Consider the following 25,705-nt stretch of genomic DNA (forward strand, 5'->3'; position numbering starts at 1 on the left):
AGCAATGTTTGCCTTGGGTGTGTTCGCTGTTTCCAGTCTTTTGAACGTTTCGGCGATGGCTGCCGAAACGGCAAAAGTGGAGGCGATTACCATTGGTTCGGCCGATTTTCCTGAAAGCCAGCTGCTCGCCACGATCTATGCCAAGGCCCTGGGGGCAAAGGGTATTGCGGTCAATACCAAGCTCAACATCGGTAGCCGGGAGGTTTACCTGCCGGCGCTGCTCGATGGTTCGATCGATATGATTCCGGAGTATTCAGGCGCGACGCTCAGCTACCTGAACAAGAAAGCCACCGCCCATTCACCCCAGGATGTTGCCGAGGCGTTACGCAAGGCATTGCCGGAAGGCATCTCGATGCTGCCGCCATCGTCGGCCCAGGATTCCGATGTGGTGGTCGTCACGAAGGCGACCGCGGAAAAATACCAGCTGGCGACTATCGCGGACCTGAAGCCGGTTGCCCATCAGCTGGTACTAGGCGGGCCTCCGGAGTGGAAGTCGCGCAAGGAAGGGGTGCTCGGTCTCAAGGAGGTTTATGGCCTGACCTTCAAGTCATTCAAGACCCTGGACGTCGCCGGGCCGCTGACGCTTTCCGCATTGCTCAACGGGCAGATCGATGCCGCTGACCTGACTTCGACCGACCCGGCGATCAAGAGCAATAACCTGGTGCCCCTGGCGGATCCGCTGAACCTCTTTCCCGCCCAGAATATCGTGCCGATCTTCGCCGCGAAAAAGATGACGCCCGAAATGGCGAACCTGTTGAACGCCGTGTCCGCCGCGTTGACCACCGAGGACCTGATTGTCATGAACGGCAGCCTGAACGAGCACGAGAGCATCGATGTCATTGCCGCTCGCTGGCTGACCGTGCACAAGATGAACTGAGGCGGTGCGGGTGCAACGCGTGGCGTTGCACCATCGATGATCTTTCCATGAGGACACAATCTTGACCCGTCACATGATCACCGTAAAGCTGGGTGCGGAACCCACCTCCATCGACGACATCGCCGCGATCGCCGCCGGTGCACCGGTGGTGCTCGATCCCGTCATGCTCACTGCGATGAAACGTATCCACGATCTTATCCAGCTTGAGCTGGACAGCGGGCAGTCGATCTATGGGCTTACCACCGGGGTGGGCGACCTGTACTCGGTGAAGCTGCGCCCGGAGGAGATTTCACGCTCGCAGCTCAATATGTTGAGGAGCCACGCCAGCGGGGTCGGGGACCCCCACGACAACCTGGCGATCCGGGCCATCATGGCAACCATGATCAAGGCGCTCCTGCAAGGCTGCAGCGGTGTCAGCTCCGAGCTTGTCGTGACCATGAGCGAGATGCTCAACCGGGGCGTCACACCCTGGTCGCCAGGAGGCGGGTCGGTCGGCTATCTGATTGCGACGGCCCATATCGGCCTGGCTGTTTTTGGCCAGGGCCAGGCGTGGTACCAGGGTGAGTTGCTGCCCGGTGGCGAGGCGCTTGCGCGTGCTGGTATCGCCGTCCGTGAGCCGGGGCCGCGCGAGGGGCATGCGCTGCTCAGCGGGACCTACGAAATCACCGGCATCGGTGCCCTGGTGCTTGACCAGGTGGAGCAACTGGTCGGCCTGGCCGATGTGGCAGGCGCGATGAGCCTTGAAGCCTTGAAGGGCAACACCAAGGGCTATGACCCGAGGCTGCAGCGCATGCGTCCCCATGCCGGGCAAGCGGCGACGGCCGCCCGGCTCCTGAGTTTGCTGGACGCCAGCGAGATCATTGCGGCGAATGTCGATCACCGTTTGCAGGACGCTCTCAGCCTGCGCTGCATCCCGCAGGTGCATGGTGCCGTGCGCGAGGCCATTGCCTACTGTCGTGGCGTGCTTGAGGTCGAGATCAACTCGGTGACGGACAATCCGGTCTTTGTCGTCGAGAACGATACGCTGGTCGCCTTGCCCGGCGGCAACGGCCACGGTGCACCGACCGCCTTGGCCCTGGATTTCCTGGCGGTGGCCATTTCGCAACTGGGCAGCATGTCCCAGGCCCGCTCCGATCGGTTGACCAATAGTCACCTCAGCGAGCTGCCCGCGTTTCTGGCCGATGGCCGTGGTTCCAACTCCGGCTTCATGATTCCGCCTTATGTCGCCGCGGCACTGGCTGCCGATAACCGCGGGCTTGCGGCGCCGGCCAGTGTGCACAGCGTTTCGACCTGCGCGGGCCAGGAAGACCATGTGTCGATGGGCGTCGGTGCCGCGCGCAAGGCACGCACCGCCGCGAACAACACGGTGGATATTCTCGGCGTCGAGTTCATTTGCGCCGCGCAGGCCCTGGAGTTCCAGCGCCCGTTGCGACCGGGGCGGGGCACGGGGGCGGCCTACGACATGATCCGTACGCAGGTGCCGGCGCGTGACGAAGACCGGGACATGTATCCGGAGCTGCAGGCCATTCGCGAAATGATCGATGATGGTCGCCTGGCCAGCGCGATCGAGAGCGCCATGGGGTCGCACTGAGAGACTCGACGCTCGGTGAAACCGGGGTTAGCATTGCGGCGACCTCGGTATTGCCCGAAAAGTCCTCAGGAAAACCTCAGGCCATGACCATGCTCGCACGTGCCAAACACTTCTCCATCAAGCAACTCGCCATCCAGGCGGGGGTCAGCAAGGCCACGGTCGATCGTGTGCTGCATGAGCGAGGCAGTGTGCATTACCAGACCCGGCGGCGTATCGAGCAGGCCCTGGATGAACTCGAGTCCCAGGAAAAAAACGGCCTGGTGGTGGGGCGCACCTTCCATATCGACGTGATCCTGCACACGCCACGGCGTTTCAGTACGGCGGTGCAGAAGGCGATCATCACGCAACTGGGCAGCCTGGCGCCGTTTCGCATCGCTCCGCGGTTTCACCTGTTCGAGGACATCGAGCCGCAGGCGATGCACGACAGGCTACTGCGTTGCCTCGACACGGGCAGCCAGGGCGTGGTGCTCAAGGCCGCCGACGAGCCGGTGGTGAACCAGGCGGTCGGACGACTGGCCGAGGCTGGTATCCCGGTGGTGACCCTGGTGAGTGACTTGCCGCAAAGCGAACGCATCGGCTATGTCGGCATGGACAATCGCACCGCCGGGCAGACCGCCGCGTACCTGTTTTCACGCTGGCTGCCGTCCGAGCCCCAGGAGGTGGCCGTGGTGATCAGCAGCGAGCTGTTCCGTGGCGAAGAAGAGCGGGAGATGGGCTTTCGCATGTGGCTGCGTGGACGTGCCGCGCATTTGCGGGTGCTGGATATCAGCGGTGGTTTCGGGGTTTACGCGCGTACCTTCGAACGGGTGAGCGAGGCACTCAAACAGCATCCCGGGCTCAAGGCGGTGTACAGCGTCGGCGGTGGCAATCGCGCGATCGTCGATGCCTTTGCCGCGCAGGGCCGGCCCCTGGAAGTGTTTGTCGGTCACGATCTGGACGAAGAAAACCGGCAGTTGCTGAACGAGGAAAAAATCGCCGCGATCATCGACCACAACCTGCAGGTCGATGCCCGCAATGTGTTCCTGCACATCCTGCAGTTCCACCGGCTGTGGAAAGCCGGACCGATTGCTCCGTCCCAGGTGCAGATCGTCACGCCGTTCAACCTGCCTGGTGGTTAAAGCGTTGGGCGATGCCACGGTACAACATCGGGCCTGACGTGTTGCTGAATGTGCTTCTACGTGGCGCTTTGGCCTACAAGATCCTGGGAAGCGTCTGCCTATCTCTTCCAACAGGTTTTGGCCGAGTATCCGAATGGTATTGTTGTCGTGCGCAGCACCTGGCCGGGAAGGCCGGCTTGACGATGACCACACTCCTTCGAGCCGATGTCTCCAGGTCGCTTGTCAATTGCAGGAGCTATTATGGAAATGTCGCTAACCTTATACGACGCACTGACGACTGCCAGTATTCCGGCGAACAAGGCCAAGGCGGTTGTAGATGCCTGGGAGGCCGATATGAAAAATCTCGCGACAAAGTCGGATTTGCTGCAAACCGAAGCACGCCTGGAAGCACGGCTGGATGCACGCTTCTCGGAGCAGGGATCAGTTGTCAGGGAGCTGGGCAGCGAAATGCGGGCACAAGGTGTCGAACTGCGCGCCTTGATCAAGGAGCAAGGGGCCGATCTGCGTTCGTCCATTTCGGCATTGGAGTCGCAGAACAAGATCCTGCGGTGGCAGTTCGGCCTGATCTTCATCTGCGTCGCCGTACCGCTGCTGAAGATGGGTTTTGAGCTGCTGAGCAGGTCGGCCTGATCTTCGCGTTCTTTCATTCAAGCGCGACAAACGAAAAGCCCGCGCAATGGCGGGCTCTCGACAGATGGGCCAAATCCCTTTGGCTGACATCATTCTGATTAACGGGTATGACGATGTGGTGACAGAGTCGCAATGATTGCGTGACAGCCTCTGTGTCATCTCAAGGCTGTCGACTCGACAGCGTCAGCCTCGACCACTCGCTCCATCCGCCACCCAGCGCCGTGTACAGGTTCACCTCCGCCACCAGTTGCGCCAGCTGATCGTTGATCAGGCCTTGCTGCGAACTGAACAGCGAACGTTGCGCATCGAGGAACACCAGGCTGCTGTCGACCCCGGTCCGATAGCGATGCTCAGCCATATCGTAATAGTCCTGTGTGGCCTTCACCAGGTCACGTTGCGCCTGGAGTTGCTCGTCGTAGGTCTGGCGTGCCGCCAGGCCGTCAGCAACTTCCTGGAAGGCAGTCTGGATCGATTTTTCGTATTGCGCGATACGGATATCCTTCTGCAGCTTCGAGTAGTCCAGGCTCGCCCGCAGGCTGCCGGTATTGAAAATCGGCAGGTTGACCTGCGGCTGGAAGGTCCAGGATCCCGAGCCGGCCTTGAACAGTCCCGACAGTTCCTTGCTGGTGGTGCCGGCATTCGCGGTCAGGCTCACGCTCGGAAAGAACGCCGCCCGCGCCGCGCCGATATTGGCGTTGGCGGCCTTGAGCTGGTATTCGGCCTGGAGGATGTCCGGGCGCCGTTGCAGTAGATCCGAAGGCAGGCCCGCCGGCACTTGCGCCACCAGGCCATCGGCCAGCGGTCGTTCGGGCAGCGAGTCGGGCAGTGGTGCGCCGACCAGCAGTGTCAGGTTGTTCAGGTCCTGGGCGACCTGGCGCTCGTAGCGCGACAGGTTGGCGCGGGCATTTTCGACGCTGGTCCGGGCCTGGCTGACATCCAGCGCCGAGAGCTTGCCGGCATCGCGGCTGCGGGTGGTCAGGTGCAGGCTCTGTTCATAGGCGGCGAGAGTCTTGCGGGTCAATGCCAGCAATTCACGGTCAGCCAGCCAGGTCAGGTAGGCATTGGCGACATTGGCCACCAGGCTCAACTGGGTGCTGCGTCGTGCCTGTTCCGAGGAGAGGTAGGTGGCCATGGCCTGCTCGGTCAGGCTGCGCACGCGGCCGAACAAATCCAGCTCATAGGCGCTGACGCCCAGGTTCACCGAGCTGCTCGAGGTGATGACCGGCTTGCCGCCCGCCAGACTGCCCGGCACCCGCTGGCGTGAGCTGCTGCCATTGGCCGAAACCGCCGGCAGCAGGTCGGCGCGTTGGATCCGGTACTGGGCCTGGAAGGCGTCGACATTCAGGGCGGCCACCCGCAGATCGCGGTTGTTCATCAGGGCGTTTCCGATCAATTGCCGCAGCGTCGGGTCACGAAACAGGCTGCGCCAGTCCGCGCCTGGCGCAACGCTGTCTTGGGCGGTCGTCGCATAGGCCGGGCCCTGGGGATACTGCGGCGCACTGGGCGAAGCCGGTTGCCGGTAATCCGGCATCAGCGAACAACCGCCGAGCAGCAGTGCCGCGGCGACCAGGGAAAGAGGGGATTTGCTCATCGACCAGCCTCATGGAAGGGAAGGGCGGGTGGCCGTGTAACCGGCACCCGCTTGTCAGCAAGAAAGGAAGGTCTAGGCGCCGGCCATCCAGCGGGCCAGCCCATGGCGTCCGCTGACCCCGAGTTTGGCGGCCGCGCGCTTGAGATAGGTTTCGACGGAACTGTTCTTCACGCTGAGTTTCTCGGCCATCTGTGGCACCGTGCCACCCACCAGCAGCCCCAGGCAGACTTCCCGTTCCCGGCTCGACAGAATGATGTCGCCCAGAGCCAGGCGCTTGCTGAAGGCTTGCTGCAACGAGACGGGCTCCTGTTCCGCCTGAGGCCCCGGCATAGGGCTGGTGACGTTCTTCAGGACGGCCTGGCGGCTGATCTGCGCATGGCGTTCGATCAGCGGCAGCAGGGTGTCGGAGAGGTTCTTGAGAAATGACAGCTCGCCGAGGGCAAAGCCTTTTTGCGTGTGCGAACGGTAAAGCGAAATGACACAGCGCCGATTGGATTTGCGCGACACCAGGTTGCACTGGTGGGCGGCGTCCCGGTTATCACGGCGGTTGACCTGCGCGTTCATCTGGATCAGGAGTGAGTCATCCATCTCGATCATCTGGCTGAGCAGTGGATGTGTATCCGGGTGCTGCGGGAGTTCGGGCGGCGCAGAGTCGTCTTTCAGGCCGGCGCAGCCCAGTGGCTCGATATCGACCACGCTGGCCTGGCGCTCGTCGAGTGTCCATTCGCTGAGGTCGATCCGCTCGACCGGTACCAGCTTATCGATCAGGTTGAGCATGTTGCTGGCAAAGTGTTCATTGCCCGTGCTTGAAATCAGTTCGCCCAATTCGAAATAGAAGCCGGGGCTTTCTACGTCTCGAATACTGCTGGTCAGATTCATTTCCTTGTCTTCCTTGATATAGACCTGTCGTCAAACGATTTGCGGCATGAAATCGGAAGCAACCAGTTCTCCTTGAACAGGATTTCTCCGGGGATTTAAGCCTATGCATTTATCCTACGTCTGTAGTGGAAAAAGGGGACATAAAAATCTATGAAGGGTGTAGGGGGTATGGGGATTTTCTGACTATATCAAACGCTTGTTCTGTGTTGGGTTGTCTTAATAATATAGCTACAAATGCATGATATTAATAAATTTTATGGGTTGTATGGCGGGTGATTCAGTCGGTGGCAAAGGTGGTCTTTAGCGTATTTCCTACATATTTTTAAGACTTTGCTTAAGTGGCGTTTTGACGGTGGCTACAAAGATTCCGGGGGAGTGCTCAATGTCGCGGGTCCTGGTGGGGGAGTCGCTTGCATGAATATCCCCAGGGATAAGCCCCTCCATACAGGAGGTTTTTTTGTCCGGGGTTTTGGTGCCATACAGCCCCGCAAGCCGGATGTTTAAATTCGCGGATAATTGTTTGAGACGGACCTTATGGAACTTTCCCGCGCTACCGACATGGACGATACGGCTGTGACTCGAGAGGGCTTTCCCCTGACGGCCAGCCAGCGGGACATCTGGCTTGACCAGATGAGTCGGGGTGATTCTCCGTTGTACAATATCGGAGGATATGTAGAACTTAATGGGACCATTGTCCCGCAACTTGTCCAGCGTGCGGTCGAGTGCCTGGTGGCCAAACACGATGCCCTGCGCACCGTGCTGCGGGCCGGTGCCGATGGCCTGCCCGTACAGAGCTTCGCCCCGACGCTGGCCGTGTCGGTGCCGTTGTACAGCGTTGCCAGCCAGGCCGATCCGCTGGCAGCCGCCCGGCGGCTGATGCAGCAGCAGATACAGCAGCCTTACGAACTGGAGGGCGGGCCGTTGTTCCGCTTCTTCCTGGTTCGGCTGGACGATACCCACAATTTGCTGGGCACCCAGGCCCACCACCTGATCCTCGACGGCTGGGGCTTCGGGCAGATGCTGGCCTCGCTGGGAGGCATCTACAGCGCGCTGGCGCGCGGCGAGGAGCCGGACCTGGTGGCACCGTCCTATATCGACTTTATCGCCGATGACCAGCAATACCGCGATTCGTCGCGCTACACCCGCGACCGTGACTACTGGCTGGCCAAGTACCGGACGGTACCGGACCCGATGCTGCTGCCGCGTTATCGCGGTCGGTGGGCCAGCGACAGCGTGGTCCAGGCCTTTCCCACATCACTGCACGAGCGGATGAAGGCCCTGGCGAGTACCTGCCAGGCCTCGGCCTTCCATGTGTTGCTGGCGGCGGTGCATCTCTGCTTCGCCGGTACTTCGCAGCCCAATGACTGGGTGCTCGGCGTACCGATCCTTAACCGTGGCAATGCCCGCTTCAAGTCGACCCTGGGACTGTTTACCCAGGTCAGCGCGCTGCGTTTCGATTTTGCCGATGGGCTGTCGTTCGGCGAACTGGTATGCGGTGTACGTGATGTCCTCAGGCAGGACCTGCGGCACCAGCGCTACCCCCTGAGCGAGATGAACCGTGCGCTGGGCCTGCTGCGCGAGGATCGCAGCCAACTGTTCGAAATATCGGTGTCCTATGAGCAGGATGACCATGATTACCGGTACGGCGAGGCGCAGGCGCACACCGTGAAGGTGTCCAATCGTCACGAGTCGACACCGTTGACCCTTCATCTGCGCAGCAACCGTTATAACGACAAGGCCTGGATCCACCTCGTCTACAACGAGGCCTACTTCGAGCCCGCCGAGGTCCAGGCACTGGCCGAGCGGCTGACTTTCGTGCTCGAGCAGGGACTGGAAAACACCGGCCTGGCGCTGCGCGAGTTTGTGCTGGTCACGCCGGCCGAAACCGAGCGGTTGGCGGCTTGGAATGCCACTGAGGCGGCCTATGATCTCGAACAGACCATCCAGCAGGTGTTCGAGGCCCAGGTCCGACGCACACCGGAGGCCGTGGCAGTGGTGGCGGGCGAGCGGAGCCTGACCTATCGCCAGCTCAACGAGCGGGCCAACCAGTTGGCGCACTGCCTGCGCGAGCAGGGCGTGCAACCCGATGCGCGGGTGGCGATCTGCGTCGAGCGCGGCCTGGAACTGGTGATCGGCCTGTGGGCCATCGTCAAGGCCGGGGGCGCCTATGTGCCGCTGGATCCGGGCTATCCGCCGGAGCGCCTGGAGCACATGCTGCGCGACAGTTCGTCGGTACTGCTGCTGGTGCATGCCGCTACGCGTCACCTGCCGGGCGCGGTGACCATACCCGTGCTCGACTTCGACCATGACACCTGGCATGACCAACCGGTGAGCGAGGTGCAGGTGCCGGGACTGACCGCGTCGAACCTGGCCTATGTGATCTATACCTCGGGCTCCACCGGCACACCCAAGGGCGTGGCGCTCGAGCATCGCGGCCTGTGCAACCTGGTGCACTGGAGTTCGAAACTGTTTACCGGCGATCGCAGCGGGGCGTTGTTGCAGAAGTCCCCGTTCAGTTTCGACGGCTCGGTCTGGGAGTTCTTCTGGCCGCTGACCGTGGGCATGCGCCTGGTGCTGGCCCGTCCCGACGGGCAATGGGAATCGGCCTACCTGGCGCAAACGGTGCGTGAGCAGCAGGTCACCGTGATCAAGTTCGTGCCGGCGATGCTGCAGCAGTTCCTCGAACTGGAGGAAGTCAGCCAATGCACCAGCCTGACGGACGTGTTCTGTGGCGGCGGCGAACTGACGGCGGCCCTGGCCCACAGGGTCCGGGAGTGCCTGCCAGGGGTGCGCCTGCACAACGTCTACGGGCCGACGGAGGCGACGGTCGACAGCACGGTCTGGACCCTGGAACCGGGTGCTGCGATACCGGATATCCAGTTGCCCATCGGCCGGCCGATCTGCAACACGCGCCTGTATGTGCTCGATGCCCAGGACCGGCCGGTCCCGATCGGTTTCAGCGGGCAATTGCACATTGGCGGGGTCGGCGTTGCCCGTGGCTACCTGGGGTTGCCGCAGTTGGTGGCCGAGCGTTTTATCGACAGTCCGTTCGTGGCCGGCGACCGCCTCTATCGCACCGGTGACCTAGTGCGTTATCGCGCCGATGGCAACCTCGAATTCCTCGGGCGCGACGACTTCCAGGTCAAGCTGCGCGGCTTTCGCCTGGAGCTTGGCGAGATCGAGGCGCGCCTTTCGGCCCATGACAGGGTCAGGGAGGCGGTGGTGCTGATGCGCGACGAGCGGCTGGTGGCCTATTTCACGCCGCGAGACCCCGCACAGGTGCCGGCCATCGAGGCGCTGCGCAACCATCTGTCGACACTGCTCCCGGACTACATGGTGCCATCGGCCTATGTGCGCCTCGACGCATGGCCACTGACTCCCAACGGCAAGCTGGACCGCCAGGCACTTCCGGCCCCCGGCATCGAGGCGGTGATCAGCCGGCGTTACGAGGCCCCACAGGGCGCCGTGGAAATCGCCCTGGCGCAGATCTGGGCCGAGGTGCTGAAGCTCGAGCGGGTGGGCCGCAACGACCATTTCTTCGAGTTGGGCGGGCATTCGCTGCTGGCCATGAAGCTTGTGGCACGCATGCGTGAGGCGGGCCTGGAGGCCGATGCCTCGGCCATCTTCAGCGAACCCCGCCTTGCTGCCCTGGCTACCCGCACCGTCGGGCGCGTGCAAGCGCTCGAGATCCCGGCCACCACCATTCCGACGCTCAATCGCCGGCGGCGGCTCTGACTGTCGGGGCAGCCTCGCACCCCCTGAAAACGGCGGCGTTGGCCATGTCCCCGCTTCCCATGTCAGACACATCCGAATGGATGCTTTAGTTTTCAAACCAGTGAAAAAACACTGATGGCTTAGTGCCTTTATTTCCTTTTTTTGAGCAGGACGCCTCATGCGTCCTGATGACACGCAGCGCCGCCTGGTCGGCGCAAGGGCGCGAAGCACGGGCACAGCGTTGCCTTTGAAAATGGACTTTCTCGTCAACCGTTTCCGAATTTAAAAGCAGGTCTCTCATGCAGTTCAGCGAATTGATGGCAGTTATTTCCACCCATGCGATCCGTCTTCAACGCGAGGAGGACGACCTGGTTGTCCTGGGCAACGATGACGCGCTGGACGATACGCTGTGGCAACAGCTGAGTGCGCACAAGGCGCAGTTGCTCGACCTGGTGGCGCGCCATGGCGGCGACTGGCTGAGCCCGGCCCTGCGCATTACCCCGGACATGCTGCCGCTGGTGACGCTGGAGCAGGAAGCCATCGATCGGATTGTCGCCGGGATCCCCGGTGGCGCGGCCAATGTCCAGGACATCTACCCCCTGGCACCGTTGCAGGCCGGTATGCTCTACCACCACCTGGCGGCCGGGCAGGGCGATCCGTACCTGCTGCACAAACCGTTCGTCTTCGGCGATCGCGCGCGCCTCGAGGCGTTTGTCCAGGCCCTGCAATGGGTGATCGAGCGCCACGATATCCTGCGCACCTCCATCGTCTGGGAACGCCTCGACGAACCGCTGCAAGTGGTCTGGCGCCAGGCCCCGCTGGTGTGCGAGGAAGTCGCCGTGGACGCCGCCGGCGGCGAAGCCCTGGAGCAGCTGCGCGCCCACCTTGAGGCCCGTGACTACCGCCTGGATCTGCGTCAGGCGCCCTTGCTGCGCCTGGTATTTGCCCATGACGAGGCCCGACAGCAGGTGGTCGCGGTGCTGTTGTTCCATCACATGGCCCTCGATTACACCGGCCTGGAGGTGGTACGTCGGGAGATCCGCGCGCACCTGCTCGGGCAGGCCACCGAAGTCGGGGCTGCAGTGCCGTTTCGTGATTACCTGGCGCGGGCGCGCCTGCGCCTGGACGAGTCTGCCCACGAGGCCTTCTTTCGCGAGATGCTCGGTGATATCGACGAGCCGACCTTGCCGTTCGGTCTGCAGGATGTGCAAGGCGACGGTCGAGGCATCGAAGAGAGCCGTATCGGCTTGCCCCCTGACCTGAGCCGACGCCTGCGCCAGCAGGCGCGGCAGGCGGGAGTCAACGTGGCGAGCGTGCTGCACCTGGCAATGGCCCAGGTGCTGGGCAAGGTCTGCGGGCGCTCGGCGGTGGTCTTCGGCACGGTGCTGCTGGGACGCATGGACGCCGGTGTCGGCGCCGAGCAGGCGCTGGGGATGTTTATCAATACCTTGCCGCTGCGGGTCGATGTCGGTAGCGAAAGCGTGCTGGCCGGCCTGCTCAAGACCCATGAGCGCCTGACCGCGCTGCTGGGGCACGAACAGGCCTCGCTGGCCCTGGCCCAGCGTTGCAGTGGCGTGAGTGCGCCGACGCCATTGTTCAGCGCGATGCTCAACTATCGTCACAGCGACGCCGCCGAGCGGGTCGAGGTGAGCGAGCTGGCCCCGGGCATCCGCATCCTGGGGGGCGAGGACCGCACCAACTATCCGCTGACGGTCAGTGTCGATGACCTGGGCGAGGACTTCACGCTGGCGGTCAAGACCTTGCCGGCGATCGGTGCGCAGCGGGTCAGCGGTTATCTGCAGACGGCGCTCGAGGCGCTGGTCGATGCGCTGGAGCACGATCCTGTGCAGGCGCTCCAGGGCCTGTCGATCCTGCCCGTCGAGGAACGCCAGCACCTGCTGGTGGACCTCAATGCCACCGAGGACGCTTACGATCTGGAACAACCCATCCAGGCACTCTTCGAGGCCCAGGTCCGACGCACGCCGGAGGCCGTGGCGGTGGTGGCGGGCGAACGGAGCCTGACCTATCGCCAGCTCAACGAGCAGGCCAACCAGTTGGCGCACTACCTGCGCGAGCAGGGCGTACAGCCCGATTCGCGGGTGGCGATCTGCGTCGAGCGCGGGCTTGAGCTGGTCATCGGCCTGTGGGCCATCGTCAAGGCCGGGGGCGCCTATGTGCCGCTGGACCCCGGTTATCCGCTGGAGCGCCTGGGCTACATGCTGCAGGACAGCGCGTCGGTGCTGGTGCTGGTGCATGGCGCCACCCGTGACCTGCTGGGCCCGGTGGCGGTCCCGCTGCTCGACTTCGATCGTGCCGATTGGCACGACCGCCCGCTCGCCGATACACCGGTACCGGGGCTGGGCGCGTCGAACCTGGCCTATGTGATCTACACCTCGGGCTCCACCGGCACGCCCAAGGGCGTGACCCTCGAACACCGTGGTCTGTGCAACCTGGTGCACTGGAGTTCGACACTGTTTACCGGTGATCGCCACGGCGCGTTGCTGCAAAAGGCGCCGTTCAGCTTCGACGGTTCGGTCTGGGAGTTCTTCTGGCCGCTGACCGTGGGCATGCGCCTGGTCCTGGCCCGCCCCGAAGGGCACCGCGACCCGGCCTACCTGGCGCAACTGGTGCGTGAGCAACAGATCAGCGTGATCAAGTTCGTGCCGGCGATGCTGCAACAGTTCCTCGAACTGGAGGAAGTGAGCCAATGCATCAGCCTGACGGACGTGTTCTGTGGCGGTGGCGAACTGACTGCGGCCCTGGCCCGGTCGGTGCAGAAACGCCTGCCACGGGTGCGCCTGCACAACGTCTACGGACCGACGGAGGCGACGGTCGACAGCACCGCCTGGACCCTGGAGCCCGGTGCGCCGGTGCCGGAACCGCAACTGCCGATTGGCCGGCCGATCAGCAACACGCGCCTGTACGTGCTCGATGACCAGGACCTGCCGGTGCCCCAGGGCGTCAGTGGGCAATTGCATATCGGCGGGGTCGGCGTGGCCCGTGGCTACCTGGGGTTGCCACAGTTGGTGGCCGAGCGTTTTATCGACAGTCCGTTCGTGGCCGGCGACCGCCTCTATCGCACCGGTGACCTGGTGCGTTATCGCGCCGATGGCAACCTCGAATTCCTCGGGCGCAACGACGACCAGGTGAAGATCCGCGGCCTGCGTATCGAGTTGGGCGAGGTGCAGTCGCGTTTAAGCGCACATCCCGCGCTCAAGGATGCCGTGGTCATGGTCCGCGAGGACGAGCCGGGCGATCCGCGCCTGGTGGCCTACTACGCCGCCGAGGAGCGCCAGGCCATCGAGTCCTTGCGCGCCCATCTGCTGGAACACCTGCCGGGCTATATGCTGCCCACCGCCTTTGTCCATCTCCAGGCCCTGCCGCTGACCCCCAACGGCAAGCCGGACCGCAAGGCCCTGCCGGCCCCGGACCCGAGCTCGCGGGTACAGCGCGTCTACGAGGCGCCGCGCGGCGAGGTGGAAATCACCCTGGCGCGAATCTGGGCCGAGGTGCTCAAGGTCGAGCAGGTCGGTCGCCACGACAACTTCTTCGAACTGGGCGGTCATTCGCTGCTGGCGGTCAAGCTGATCGAACGCATGCGCCAGGTCGAGCTGAGTGCCGATGTGCGCGTGCTGTTCGGTCAACCGACCCTGGCGGCGCTGGCCGCCGGGGTTGGCGGACAGCGTGAGGTGGCGGTCCCGGCCAACCGGATTGGCGCGCATTGCCGGCGCATTACCCCGGACCTGTTGCCGCTCGTCAACCTGGACCAGGCGGCCATCGACCGTATCGTCGCCAGTGTTCCCGGCGGCGTGGCCAATGTGCAGGATATCTACCCGCTGGCGCCGTTGCAGGGCGGCATTCTCTACCACCACCTGACGACCGAGGGCGATCCCTACGTGCTGCAGGCGCAGCTCGGCTTTGCCGGCGAGGCACAGGTGCAGGCCTTTGCCAGCGCCTTGCAGGGGGTGATCGACCGGCACGACGTGCTGCGTACCAGCGTGCACTGGGAGCACCTCGACGAGCCGGTCCAGGTGGTCTGGCGCCAGGCTTCGCTGGGTGTCCAGCAGGTCGAGGTCGATCCTCGGGACGGCGATATCCTCGAGCAACTGCACCGGCGCTTCGACCCGCGTCACTACCGGCTGGACTTGGGCCAGGCACCGCTGATGCGCCTGGCGTATGCCCAGGACCCGGCCCATGACCGTTGGGTCGGGGTGCTGCTGCGTCATCACCTGGTGCTGGACCACACCTCGCTGGACGTGCTGCTGGAAGAAATGCGCGCCAGCCTGGCGGGCGAAACCGCCCCGCAAACCGAGGCCGTGCCTTACCGCAACTATGTGGCGCAGGCCCGTCTGGGTTTGAACGAGCAGGCACACGAAGCCTTTTTCCGCGAGATGCTGGCGGATATCGATGAGCCGACCTTGCCGTTCGGCCTGCAGGACGTCCAGGGTGATGGGCGTGGCATCGGCGAGGCGTCGCTGGCGCTGGACCCGGTCTTGAGCCGGCGTCTGCGCGAGCAGGCGCGCCAGCAGGGGGTCAGCGCCGCCAGCCTGATGCACCTCGGCTGGGCCCAGGTACTGGGCCAGCTTGCCCGGCGTCGCGACGTGGTCTTTGGCACCGTGCTGCTGGGCCGCCTGCAGGGCGGGGAGGGCGCCGACCGGGCGCTGGGGATGTTCATCAACACCCTGCCGCTGAGGGTCGACGCCGGTCAGGTCGGGGTGCGTGACGGGCTCAAGGCCACCCATGCCCGCTTGAGCCAACTGCTGAGCCACGAGCATGCCTCGCTGGCCCTGGCACAGCGCTGCAGTGGCGTCGACGCCGCTTCGCCGCTGTTCAGCGCCTTGCTCAACTACCGACACAGTGCACCGGAGGAAGCGGTCGCCGGGCAACTGCAAATCAGTCCGGGCATCCAGGTATTGCGCAGCGAAGAGCGCAGCAACTACCCGCTGGTGCTCAGTGTCGACGATCGCGGCCGTGACTTCAGCCTCAAGGTGCTGGCCGTCGAGTCCATCGGCGCGCAACGCATCTGCGGCTACATGAACACCCTGCTGGAACAGCTGGTGCAAGCCCTGGAGCAGGCCCCGGGTAGCGCCCTGGAACAGCTGTCGATCCTGCCGGATGGCGAGCGCCGGCAACTGCTGGAGGGCTTCAACGCCAACCGGGTCGACTACCCGCGCGGGCAGACCGTGCAGGGCCTGTTCGAGGCCCAGGTGGCGCGTAGCCCCGAGGCGGTCGCGGTGGTCCAGGGCGGTGAACAACTGAACTACCGTTTGCTCAACCTGCGGGCCAACCGCCTGGCCCACCACCTGCGCAAGCTGGGGGTGCAACCGGACGACCGGGTCGCGATCTGCATGCGCCGCAGTCCGCAGATGCTGGTCGGTCTGCTGGCGATCCTTAAGGCCGGCGCCGGTTATGTGCCGCTCGACCCGGCGCTGCCGGCCGAGCGCCTGGGTTACCTGATTGACGACAGTGCCCCGGTGGCGCTGTTGACGCAAGGCGAGTTACTGGCGCAACTGCCGAGGGTCAATGTGCCCGTGGTCGACCTGGACCGCTGCACCTGGCAGGACGAATCCTCGGCCAACCCGCACGTGACCGCGCTCGGCCCGGCGAACCTGGCCTACGTGATCTACACCTCGGGTTCCACTGGCTTGCCCAAGGGCGTGATGGTCGAACACCGGACCCTGGAAAACCTGGTGCACTGGCATTGCGATGCCTTTGAACTGGAGCAGGGCCGCCACACCTCCAGCGTCGCCGGCGTGGGTTTCGATGCCATGGCCTGGGAGGTCTGGCCGGCGTTGTGCGTGGGCGCGACCCTGCACCTGCCGCCGGCCCTGGTCGGCAACCAGGACATCGATGCGCTGCTCGACTGGTGGTGCGCCCAGCCGCTGGCGGTCAGCTTCCTGCCGACGCCGGTGGCGGAATATGCCTTCAGCCGGCAGAGGCAACACCCGACCCTGCGCACGCTGCTGATCGGCGGCGACCGCCTGCGCCAGTTCGGCAAGGCCCCGGGGTTTGCGGTGGTCAACAACTACGGGCCGACCGAAGCGACGGTGGTCGCAACCTCCGGGGCCGTGGAGGCCGGGCAGGCCCTGCACATCGGCAAGCCGCTGGCCAATGGCCGGGTCTACCTGCTGGATGAACAACAGCGTCCGGTGCCGGTCGGCGTCGCGGGCGAGTTGTATGTGGGCGGTGCCGGTGTGGCGCGCGGCTACCTCAATCGCCCCGAACTGACGGCCGAGCGCTTCCTTGACGATCCGTTCAGCCGCGAAGCGGGAGCACGGATGTACCGCACCGGCGACCTGGCGCGCTGGCTGGCCGATGGCACGCTCGACTACCTGGGGCGCAACGACGACCAGGTGAAGATCCGGGGCATGCGCATCGAGCCGGGTGAGATCGAAACCGCACTGATGAGTCATGACCGGGTCAAGGACGCCGTGGTGCTGGTGCGCGACGGACGCCTGGTGGCCTGGTTCACGGAGCACCATTTCGAGCATAAGCCGGTCGATATCCAGGCCCTGCGTCGCTACCTGCAGGAGCGCCTGCCGGAGTACATGGTGCCGGCCGCCTATGTGCGCCTGGAGGCGCTGCCGCTGACCGCCAACGGCAAGCTGGACCGCCGGACCTTGCCCGCACCGGAGCCGGACGCACTGCTCAGCCGCGAGTTTGAGGCGCCACAGGGCGAGATCGAGATCACCCTGGCGCGGATCTGGGCCGAGCTGCTCAAGCTAGGACAGGTGGGGCGCCATGATCATTTCTTCGAACTGGGCGGGCACTCGCTGCTGGCGGTTAGCCTGGTCGAGCGCATGCGCCAGGCAGGCCTGAGCAGCGATGTGCGCACCCTGTTCAGCCAGCCGACCTTGGCGGCGCTGGCCGCTTCGGTGGGCTCGGGCCGCGAGGTCGAGGTTCCGCCCAATGGCATCCCGGCCGATTGCCAGCGGATCACCCCGTCGATGCTGCCGCTGGTGGCGCTGGACCAGGCCGCCATCGACCGTATCGTCGCCAGCGTTCCCGGTGGTGCGGCCAATGTCCAGGACATCTACCCGCTGGCGCCCCTGCAGGAAGGCATTCTCTACCATCACCTGAGTGCCGGGCAGGGCGATCCCTACCTGCTGCAGACCCGCCTGGTATTCGATGGCTACGAGCGCCTGCAAGGCTTTGTCGCGGCGCTACAGCAGGTGATCGACCGTCACGATATCCTGCGCACCGGCGTGCTCTGGGAAGGCCTGGAGGCACCGCTGCAAGTGGTCCGGCGTGTCGCCGAACTGCCGGTGCAGGAGGTTGTGCTGGATACGGCGAACGGTGATGTGCTCGAACAACTGTGTGGGCGTTTCGATACCCGTCAGTATCGCCTGGATATCACCCGCGCGCCGCTGATCCACCTGGTCCATGCCTGGGACGCGACGCGGCAACGGGTGGTGGCCATCCTGCTGTTCCATCACCTGGCGCTGGACCATACGGCCATCGACGTCGTGGTGCGGGAAATGCGTGCCTGGGTGCTCGATCCGTCGCAACCGCAGCCGGCCTCGGTGCCTTATCGCAATTATGTCGCGCAGGCGCGGCTGGGGCTGGGGGAGGAGGAACATGAGGCGTTCTTCCGCGCCATGCTCGGTGATATCAGCGAGCCGACGCTGCCGTTCGGCCTGCAGGATGTACGTGGCGACGGTCGCGGCATCGAGGAGGCGCGCCTGCCCCTGGCGGGCGAGTTGAGCCGGCGCGTGCGCGAGCAGGCGCGTCAGTTGGGGGTGAGTGCCGCCAGCCTGGTGCACCTGGCCTGGGCCCAGGTACTGGGGCAGGTTTCCCAGCGCGACGACGTGGTATTCGGTACGGTGCTGATGGGGCGCCTGCAAGGGGGCGAGGGCGCGGACCGGGCTCTGGGGGTCTTTATCAATACCCTGCCGCTGCGGGTCGAAGTCGGCCGGCTATCGGCGCGGGCCGGGGTCAAGGCGACCCACGCGCGCCTGAGTGCCTTGCTCGGCCATGAGCATGCCTCGCTGGCCCTGGCCCAACGTTGCAGTGCGGTCGAGCCGGCGACGCCGCTGTTCAGCGCCTTGCTCAATTATCGTCACAGCAGCCCGGCAGCAGGGGCGCAGCAGGGCTCGCCACTGTGGCCCGGCATCGAGCAACTGGGCGGTGGCGAGCGCAGCAACTACCCGCTGACCCTGAGCGTCGACGACCTGGGCGACGACTTCCGCCTGACCGTGCTGGCGCTGCACGCCATCGGTGCACAGCGCATGTGCCGCTACATGGAGACGGCGCTGGAGCAGTTGGTGCAGGCCCTGGAGCAGACACCCGAGGTCGCCCTCGACGGCCTGTCGATCCTGCCTGCGGCGGAGCGCCAGCAACTGCTGGCCGGCTTCAATGCCAGCGCTGCGGACTATCCGCGCGGGCACACCCTGCACGAGCTGTTCGAAGCCCGCGCGCAGGCGCAGCCCGAGGCCTTGGCGGTGGTCCAGGCCGGGCAGCCCCTGAGCTATGGCGAACTCAACCGGCGCGCCAACCGCTTGGCCCATCACCTGCTCACCCTGGGCGTGCAGCCGGACGACCGGGTGGCGCTCAGCGTGCTGCGCGGCCCGGACATGCTGGTGGGCCTGCTGGCCATTCTCAAGTCCGGCGCCGCCTATGTGCCGCTGGACCCGAGCCTGCCGACAGAGCGCCTGGCCTACCTGCTCGACGACAGCGCACCGCGGGCGCTGTTGACCCAGGAGAACCTCCAGGCCCGGCTGCCGGCGCTCGACGCGCCGCTTATCCTGCTGGATCGACCGACCTGGCAAGCCGCCTCGCCGGCCAATCCCCAGGTCCCGGCGTTGTCCCCGGCGCACCTGGCCTATGTGATCTATACCTCCGGTTCCACCGGCCTGCCCAAGGGCGTGATGGTCGAGCACCGCAGCGTGGAAAACCTGGTGCACTGGCACTGCACGGCCTTCGACCTGCAGCCTGGCAAGCACACCGCCAGCGTCGCCGGTTTCGGTTTCGACGCCATGGCCTGGGAGGTCTGGCCGGCGCTATGCGGCGGCGCGACCCTGCACCTGCCGCCGGGTGATCTCCACAATGAACAGATCGACGCGCTGCTCGACTGGTGGCGCGCGCAGCCGCTGGATGTCGGGTTCCTGCCCACGCCCGTGGCCGAACATGCCTTCAGCCAGGGCCTCGGCCACCCCACCTTGCGGACGCTGCTGATCGGCGGCGACCGCCTGCGCCAGTTCGGCAAGGCCCCGGGGTTTGTGGTGATCAACAACTACGGCCCGACCGAGGCCACGGTGGTCGCCACCTCCGGGCGGATGGAGGTCGGTGCGCCCTTGCATATCGGCACGCCGATGGGCAATGCCAGGGTCTATCTGCTGGACCGCCACCAGCAGCCGGTACCGGTAGGGGTCGAGGGCGAGCTGTATGTCGGCGGGGCCGGCGTAGCGCGCGGTTACCTGAACCGCGCGGACCTGACCGCCGAGCGTTTCCTCGACGATCCGTTCAGCCCCGAGACGGGTGCACGCATGTACCGTACCGGCGACCTGGCGCGCTGGCTGGCCGATGGCACGGTCGATTACCTGGGACGCAACGACGACCAGGTGAAGATCCGTGGCCTGCGGATCGAGCCGGGCGAGATCGAAAGCGCGCTGGCCACCCACGAATGCCTCAGGGACGTCGTGGTACTGGTCCGCGACGGGCGCCTGGTGGCCTATTTCACCGAGCATGAAAGCGCCGATATCCAGGCGCTGCGCGATGACCTGCAAGGCCGCCTGCCGGACTACATGGTGCCTTCGGCCTATGTCCGGCTGGAGGCGCTGCCGCTGACCGCCAACGGCAAGCTGGACCGCAAGGCCTTGCCCGCGCCGGACCAGGGCGCGCTGTTCAGCCGTGAATACCAGGCGCCCCAGGGTGAGGTGGAAACCACCCTGGCGCGGATCTGGGCCGAGTTGCTCAAGGTCGAACAGGTGGGGCGCCATGACCACTTCTTCGAACTGGGCGGCCACTCGCTGCTGGCGGTCAGGCTGATCGAGCGCATGCGCCAGGCGGGCCTGAGTGCCGATGTGCGCGTGCTGTTCAACCAGCCGACCCTGGCGGCCCTGGCGGCGGCCATCGGCAGCGGTCGGGAAGTCGAGGTGCCGGACAACCGGGTTGCGCCCGGCTGCCAGCGCATTACCCCCGAAATGCTGTCGCTGATCGACCTGGACCAGGCGAGCATCGACCGTATCGTCGCCCGTGTTCCGGGCGGTGCCGCCAACATCCAGGAGATCTACCCGCTGGCGCCGTTGCAGGAGGGGATGCTCTATCACCACCTCAGCGCGCAGCAGGGCGATCCGTACCTGCTGCAGTCACAGATGATCTTTGCCAGTGTCGAGCGCTTGCAGGCCTTTGCCGGTGCCCTGCAACGGGTGATCGACCGCCACGATATCCTGCGCACCGGACTAGCCTGGGAAGGCCTGGACCGGTCGGTGCAGGTGGTCCTGCGCCAGGCCGCGCTGGTGGTGCAGGAGGTGGCGCTGGACCCCGCCGAGGGCGATATCCTCGCGCAGTTGCAGGCGCGTTTCGACGCCCGCCACCACCGCATGGACATCGGCCAGGCGCCGCTGGTAAGGCTGGTGCATGCCACGGATACGCAACATCCCCGTATCGTCGCGCTCCTGCTGTTCCACCATATCGTGCTCGACCATACGGCCCTGCAGGCCGTGCGTGAGGAGATGCAGGCGAGCCTGCTGGGCCTCGACGCGCCGCTAACGACTCCGGTGCCTTATCGCAACTACGTGGCCCAGGCCTGCCTGGGCGTCAGCGAGCAGGAGCATGAGGCGTTCTTTGGCGAGATGCTCGGTGATATCGTCGAGCCGACCCTGCCGTTCGGCCTGCAGGATGTGCAGGGCGACGGCCAGGCCATGGAGGAAGTCCGGCACCGCCTGCCGCTGGCCCTGAGCGGGCGCCTGCGTCATCAGGCGCGAGCCCTCGGGGTCAGTGCCGCGAGCCTGTTCCATCTGGCCTGGGCGCGGCTGCTGGCCGTGGCTTCGGGCAAGGACAGCGTGGTGTTCGGCACGGTCCTGCTGGGCCGTCTGCAGGGCGGCGAGGGCGCCGACCGGGCGCTGGGGGTCTTTATCAATACCCTGCCGCTGCGGGTCGATGTCGATGACTCGGACGTGCGCGCCGGGGTCATGGCGACCCACGCCCGGCTGACGGCGCTGCTGGGCCACGAGCATGCCTCGCTGGCCCTGGCCCAGCGCTGCAGCGGGGTGGCGGCGCCGCTACCGCTGTTCAGCGCCATGCTCAACTACCGGCATGGCGACGGCGCCAGCAGCCGGCAGGACATGGCGCAGGCCTGGCAGGGTATCGAGACCCTGGCCCACGAAGGCCGCACCAACTATCCACTGACCTTGAGCGTCAATGACCTGGGCGAAGGTTTCAACCTGACCGCCCTGACGCTGGCGCAGGTGGGCGCGCAGCGCCTCTGCGACTCGATGCAGACGGTGCTCGAGTCCCTCGCCGACGCCCTGGAGCAGGCGCCGGAATGTGCCCTGAACCGCTTGCCGGTGTTGACGGCGGCGCAGCGTGAGCAACTGCTGGTGGGCTGCAACCGCCCTGAGGTCAACCACGAGCAGGCGTACACCCTGCACCAGCTGTTCGAAGGTCGCGCCCAGCGCACGCCGCAGGCGGTGGCGGTGATCGATGGCGAAAGGCAACTGACCTACGGCGAACTGAACCGCCGCGCCAATCGCCTGGCCCGCCACCTGCGCAAGCAGGGCGTACGGGCCGATGCGCGCGTGGCGATCTGTGTCGAGCGCGGGCTGCCGATGATCGTCGGCCTGCTGGCGATTCTCAAGGCTGGCGGCGCCTATGTGCCGCTGGACCCGACGTCGCCGGCGGAACGTCTCGCCTACCTGGTGCAGGACAGCCAGCCGGTGGTGGTGCTGGTCCAGGGGGCTACCCGCGAGTTGCTGGGCGCCCTGGCGGTGCCGGTACTGGACCTGGACCGCGAGAGCTGGCAGGACGAGTCCGACGAGGATCTGGTGCTGCCGGAGCTGACCCCCCGCCACCTGGCGTATGTGATCTACACCTCCGGCTCCACAGGCTTGCCCAAGGGCGTGATGATCGAACACCGCCAGGTGGTGCGATTGTTCGCGGCGACCCGACACTGGTTCGATTTCAACGAGCAGGACGTGTGGGCGCTGTTCCACTCGTTTGCCTTCGACTTCTCGGTCTGGGAAATCTGGGGCGCGCTGGTCCATGGCGCCCACCTGCTGATCGTGCCGCAAGGGGTCAGCCGCTCCCCGGACGACTTCCACGCGCTGCTGTGCACGGCGGGCGTGACCATCCTCAACCAGACGCCCAGTGCGTTCCGCCAATTGATCGTTGCCCAGGGCCAGAGCCCGCTCAAGCATTCGCTGCGCCAGGTGATCTTCGGCGGCGAGGCGCTGGACCCCACTATCCTCAAGCCCTGGTACGCGCGCGTGGCGAATGCCGGCACGCAACTGGTCAATATGTACGGCATTACCGAAACCACGGTGCATGTGACCTACCACGCGCTGATGGCAGCGGATGCACAACTGTCCGGCGTGAGCCCGATCGGCCGGCGCATCCCGGACCTGCAACTGTACCTGCTCGACGAGCGCCGTGAGCCGGTGCCGGTCAATGTCGTCGGTGAACTCTATGTCGGCGGCGCGGGGGTGGCCCGTGGTTACCTCAATCGCCCCGAACTGACGGCCGAGCGTTTTATCGCCGACCCGTTCAGTGGCCGCGCCGAGGCCCGCTTGTACAAGACCGGCGACCTCGGACGCTGGTTGGCCGATGGCAGCCTGGAGTACCTGGGGCGCAACGACGACCAGGTGAAGATTCGCGGTTTCCGTATCGAACTGGGCGAGATCGAAGCCCGCCTGGCGGCCTGTGACGGCGTTCGCGAAGCCGTGGTCATTGCCCGCGAGGACGAGCCGGGAGACCAGCGCCTGGTGGCCTATATCATCGCCCATGACGGCCGCGAACCCTTGGCTGCGGACCTGCGCGACCAACTCTTGCTGACCCTGGCGGACTACATGGTGCCGAGTGCGTTCGTGCTGCTCGAGCATTTCCCGCTGACCACCAACGGCAAGCTGGATCGCAAGGCCTTGCCGGCGCCGGACCAGGCGGCGTTGTCCAGCCGCGCGTTCGTCGCGCCGCAAGGTGAGGTGGAGCTGGCCCTGGCGCGAATCTGGGCCGAAGTGCTCAAGGTTGAGCGGGTAGGGCGGCACGATAATTTCTTTGAGCTGGGTGGCCACTCGCTGCTGGCGGTCAAGCTGATCGAGCGCATGCGCCAGGCCGGCCTGAGCGCCGACGTGCGCGCGCTGTTCAGCCAGCCGACCCTGGCGGCATTGGCCCAGGTCCTGGGGCGTGGGCGCACGGTGAGGATTCCGGCCAACCTGATTCCAGGCGATTGCCAGCGCCTGACCCCTGAGTTGCTGTCGCTGATCGAACTGGACCAGGCGACGCTCGACCAGATCGTCGCGCGCATTCCGGGCGGCGCTGCCAACGTCCAGGATATCTACCCGCTGGCGCCGTTGCAGGAGGGGATTCTCTACCACCATCTCAGCGCGGAGCAGGGCGACCCGTACCTGCTGCAATCGCGGATGGCCTTTGCCAGCCCCGAGCGCCTGAGCGCGTTTGTCGAGGCCTTGCAGAAGGTCATCGAACGCCACGATATCCTGCGCACCGCCGTGCACTGGCAGGGCCTGGACAGCCCGGTACAGGTGGTGCTGCGCCAGGCCGAACTGCAAATGGAACAGGTCGTCTGCGATCCGGCAGCCGGTGATGTGCTCGAACAACTGCATGCCCGCTTCGATGCGCGGCACTGGCGCATGGACTTGACCCAGGCCCCGCTGATCCGCCTGGTGCATGCCTTCGATGCCGCGCAACAGCGGACGGTGGCGATCCTGTTGTTCCATCACCTGGCCCTGGACCATGCCGCCCTCGAGGTGGTGCGCCATGAAATGCAGGCCGGCCTGCTGGGCCAGGCCGAACCCGCGGGCGCGGTGATTCCGTACCGCAACTATGTGGCCCAGGCCCGCCTGGGCGTCAGCGAGCAGGAGCACGAAGCGTTCTTCCGCGACATGCTCGGTGATATCGACGAACCGACGCTGCCCTTCGGCCTGCAAGACGTGCGCGGCGATGGCAATGCCATCGAGGAAGTCGTGCAGACCCTGCCGGCCACCCTGAGCGAGCGCCTGCGGGCCCAGGCGCGGGTGCTTGGGGTCAGTGCCGCGAGCCTGTTCCACCTGGCCTGGGCGCAGGTCCTGGCCGCCACCAGCGGCAAGGAGGCGGTGGTGTTCGGCACGGTCCTGCTGGGCCGCATGCAGGGCAGCGAGGGCCTCGACCGCGCGCTGGGCATGTTTATCAATACCTTGCCGTTGCGGGTCGATATCGATGGAACGTCGGTGGCCGCCGGCGTCAGGGCGATCCACGGGCGCCTGACCACGCTGCTGGGCCACGAGCACGCCTCGCTGGCCCTGGCCCAGCGCTGCAGCGGGGTGGCGGCGCCGCTGCCGTTGTTCAGTGCGATGCTCAACTATCGCCACAGCAGCGTGCTGCAACGCCAGCCCGAGGCCATACAGGCCTGGCAGGGCATCGACACCCTGGCCAGCGAGGAGCGCACCAACTATCCGCTGGCCTTGAATATCGACGACCTGGGCGATGGTTTTATCCTTACCGCCATGACCGTTGCCCGGATTGGTGCGCAACGGATCTGCGATTACCTGCGCACCGCGCTGGCGTCGCTGGTCGAGGCCCTGGAGCAGGCGCCCGAGCGGGCGTTGAACCGCCTGCCGGTGTTGACGGCGCGGGAGCGCGAACACGTGCTCTTCGACCTCAACGCGACGCAGGTGAACTACAGCCTCGACCAGACCCTGCACGGCATGTTCGAGGCCCGGGTCGAGCGTACCCCGGACGCCGTGGCGGTGGTCGCAGGCGAACATCGGCTGAGCTGTCGCGAGCTGAACCGGCAGGCCAACCAGCTGGCGCACCACCTGCGCGGGCTGGGCGTGGGCCCGGATGCGCGGGTGGCGATCTGCGTCGAGCGCGGCCTGGACATGGTCATCGGCCTGTTGGCGATTCTCAAGGCGGGCGGCGCCTATGTGCCGCTCGATCCGGCCTACCCGTCGGAGCGGATCGCCTACATGCTGCAGGACAGCGTGCCGGTGGCGGTGCTGGTGCAAGGCGCCACCCGCGAGTTGCTCGGTGACGTGGCCGTGCCGGTGATCGACCTGGACGTCAATACCTGGCAAGACCTGTCCGTGACCAATCCCGATCAGTCGGAACTGAGCGCGCGACACCTGGCCTATGTCATCTACACCTCGGGCTCCACC

Annotated in this window: 8 protein-coding genes; 6 read left to right on the top strand and 2 right to left on the bottom strand. The window is 65.5% G+C overall.

The genetic code is table 11. The features are described 5' to 3' along the window. Positions 1-19: 19 nt before the first annotated feature. The 4 genes from HX851_RS13930 to HX851_RS13945 all read left to right on the top strand — a co-directional run bounded on the left by HX851_RS13930 (position 20) and on the right by HX851_RS13945 (position 4,216). Positions 20-877, top strand: a complete 858-nt coding sequence (locus tag HX851_RS13930) for an ABC transporter substrate-binding protein (RefSeq protein ID WP_369680891.1) — start codon at positions 20-22, stop codon at positions 875-877. 73 nt (positions 878-950) lie between these two features. Beyond that, the gene (locus HX851_RS13935) at positions 951-2,468 is read left to right on the top strand and encodes an HAL/PAL/TAL family ammonia-lyase (protein WP_177065737.1); all 1,518 of its coding nucleotides are present in this window, start codon (positions 951-953) and stop codon (positions 2,466-2,468) included. An 89-nt stretch (positions 2,469-2,557) separates the two neighbouring features. Further along, on the top strand, positions 2,558-3,586 hold the full coding sequence (locus tag HX851_RS13940) for a LacI family DNA-binding transcriptional regulator (RefSeq protein ID WP_177060129.1): 1,029 nt from the start codon (positions 2,558-2,560) through the stop codon (positions 3,584-3,586). 246 nt (positions 3,587-3,832) lie between these two features. After that, complete coding sequence (locus tag HX851_RS13945) at positions 3,833-4,216, top strand: DUF1640 domain-containing protein (protein WP_256262472.1); 384 nt, start codon at positions 3,833-3,835, stop codon at positions 4,214-4,216. Positions 4,217-4,376: 160 nt separating this feature from the next. Here HX851_RS13945 and adeC read toward each other — a convergent pair whose 3' ends face one another. Together adeC and HX851_RS13955 are read right to left on the bottom strand one after the other, a co-directional pair. Beyond that, on the bottom strand, positions 4,377-5,807 hold the full coding sequence (gene adeC / locus HX851_RS13950) for an AdeC/AdeK/OprM family multidrug efflux complex outer membrane factor (RefSeq protein WP_177065738.1): 1,431 nt from the start codon (positions 5,805-5,807) through the stop codon (positions 4,377-4,379). 72 nt (positions 5,808-5,879) lie between these two features. Beyond that, a complete protein-coding gene (locus HX851_RS13955) occupies positions 5,880-6,686 on the bottom strand; it encodes a helix-turn-helix transcriptional regulator (RefSeq protein WP_177065740.1) in 807 nt (268 codons plus the stop codon). 630 nt (positions 6,687-7,316) lie between these two features. Between HX851_RS13955 and HX851_RS13960 the strand changes: the two genes are divergently transcribed. Together HX851_RS13960 and HX851_RS13965 are read left to right on the top strand one after the other, a co-directional pair. Continuing rightward, positions 7,317-10,421 (top strand): non-ribosomal peptide synthetase, encoded by a 3,105-nt coding sequence (locus HX851_RS13960; RefSeq protein WP_439899222.1) that lies wholly within the window; start codon positions 7,317-7,319, stop codon positions 10,419-10,421. Positions 10,422-10,699: 278 nt separating this feature from the next. After that, positions 10,700-25,705: non-ribosomal peptide synthetase (locus HX851_RS13965; protein WP_177065744.1), on the top strand; the 15,006-nt coding region annotated here is incomplete at its 3' end.

The sequence above is a fragment of the Pseudomonas gingeri genome, from assembly GCF_013385635.1.
Taxonomy (GTDB): domain Bacteria; phylum Pseudomonadota; class Gammaproteobacteria; order Pseudomonadales; family Pseudomonadaceae; genus Aquipseudomonas; species Aquipseudomonas gingeri_A.

Bases quoted from the DNA above. Each gene is read 5' to 3' on its own strand.
- HX851_RS13935 (WP_177065737.1), top strand. From the start codon at position 951: ATGATCACCGTAAAGCTGGGTGCGGAACCCACCTCCATCGACGACATC.
- HX851_RS13940 (WP_177060129.1), top strand. From the start codon at position 2,558: ATGCTCGCACGTGCCAAACACTTCTCCATCAAGCAACTCGCCATCCAG.
- adeC (WP_177065738.1), bottom strand. From the start codon at position 5,807: ATGAGCAAATCCCCTCTTTCCCTGGTCGCCGCGGCACTGCTGCTCGGC.
- HX851_RS13960 (WP_439899222.1), top strand. From the start codon at position 7,317: ATGAGTCGGGGTGATTCTCCGTTGTACAATATCGGAGGATATGTAGAA.
- HX851_RS13955 (WP_177065740.1), bottom strand. From the start codon at position 6,686: ATGAATCTGACCAGCAGTATTCGAGACGTAGAAAGCCCCGGCTTCTAT.
- HX851_RS13945 (WP_256262472.1), top strand. From the start codon at position 3,833: ATGTCGCTAACCTTATACGACGCACTGACGACTGCCAGTATTCCGGCG.